Source organism: Microcystis sp. M49636_WE2 (genome assembly GCF_030065375.1).
Lineage (GTDB): Bacteria > Cyanobacteriota > Cyanobacteriia > Cyanobacteriales > Microcystaceae > Microcystis > Microcystis aeruginosa_C.
In genome coordinates, this window is record NZ_JASJFG010000480.1 from 1 (window position 1) to 1,353 (window position 1,353).

Below are 1,353 nucleotides of genomic sequence, written 5' to 3' on the forward strand. Positions count from 1 at the left end.
AGCGATTGTCTAGGCACTCTCTTACTCGCTTAAAAGGAAGTTCTAAGTGAGCCTTCCAAAGAGTAAAAAGGGAGGATTGAACGCCAATTCCAGAGAATAATTTACCCGGGTTAATACCAATGGCAATCGGTTGGGTTTTGCTATCAGAAGGTTCAGTGGTTAGCTGGACATAGAAAATATCTAAGTCGTTGAATTTACCGATAGCTTTTCCTTGCTTAATCCACCGCCTGGCCCGACTGGGTTTGGTGGGCATTAACGACTTTCCGTCTTTTGAGATAACAGGAACTCTTGCCATGGAGATAATCCTTAAGAGTGAAGTTAAAGTACCTTTCCGCAACACAATCAAGATGTCTTGTCTAACAACGCCTTACCAATAGAGCTTAGAGGGAATCCGAACTAGGGAAGTATTCGGAGGTCTGGGCCAGATTGTGTCTCGATGCGGTAGTCTCTACTTGCGTCGCCTAAATTGGTTTAGGCAAGCCCCGTCCCTTTTAGGGCGGGGTTAGTGACGAATCAAATTATCTCAAACCCAGTCAACGCTTCGACATTTTGTCGGAAAGCGATTAAGGCATGATTAGCTTGATACTCGACGAGACCAGAGAAGATCGCCTCCGAGACTTCCTGCGAGACAACGGTTTTGATCTCAATATTGGTGTTATAACCGACCATATCTCCCTGGCGGTTGCCGTGGCGACCTGCGCCCTGGGCTTGCGAGAGGGTATAGCCAGTTACGCCTAACTCTTGCAGCAGCTTGATCATGCGGTCTTGCAAGACGGTTTCACCAATGATGACAACCAGTACAGCCGGTTTAATGGGTAGGGATGAGGATGACATGGGCAACTCCTAAAATGGGTTTTTCAAAGACAATGTTATTGACATGCTCACCACGCCACTTTTTTAGGATGGTCGCGTCAATGGGGTTGACGCAGATAGCGAAAAACGCTTAATTGCTTAAGTCTGACACTTTCGACCCGTCCGTTTTGAGTGTCCGAATGCCGGACGGCCACTTTGAACAAGTCGAAAAAATCTCATGTTCAACCTTATTTCCTAGAAAGTTTTACTCGTTCAAGGCCGAATTTGAATTCTTTTCTGAACGAAACCCCCTACTATCTGTGGTCAGGGTTCAGTTTTTAGCTTGGTTATCGCTTTTTCCATTGTAGCTTAAAGCCGTCCTCAAAGGACGGGGTTTTCAACCCAAATTTTCGATAATAGAATAGTTACTAATTCTGTACGCAAATATTGCATCTAGAATTAGCTTTGTACGCTTTGACCCGTACTGGGTTAACTACGAACCTCTCTATCGGATTCCCGCTAAAGGCGGCCTCTCCGACTACCTTTCTTCCAATATTTAAG

The 1,353-nt window shown here is 45.4% G+C and carries 2 protein-coding genes; both read right to left on the reverse strand.

Going from position 1 to position 1,353, the window contains the following annotated elements; all coding sequences use genetic code 11:
* Positions 1-295 (reverse strand): RRXRR domain-containing protein (locus tag PX484_RS11340; protein ID WP_288103874.1); only part of this gene is annotated, 295 nt, incomplete at its 3' end.
* A gap of 218 nt (positions 296-513) precedes the next feature.
* Positions 514-834: a P-II family nitrogen regulator gene (locus tag PX484_RS11345; protein ID WP_002752253.1), complete on the reverse strand. Its 321-nt coding sequence runs from the start codon at positions 832-834 to the stop codon at positions 514-516.
* Between the last annotated feature and the right edge of the window lie 519 nt (positions 835-1,353).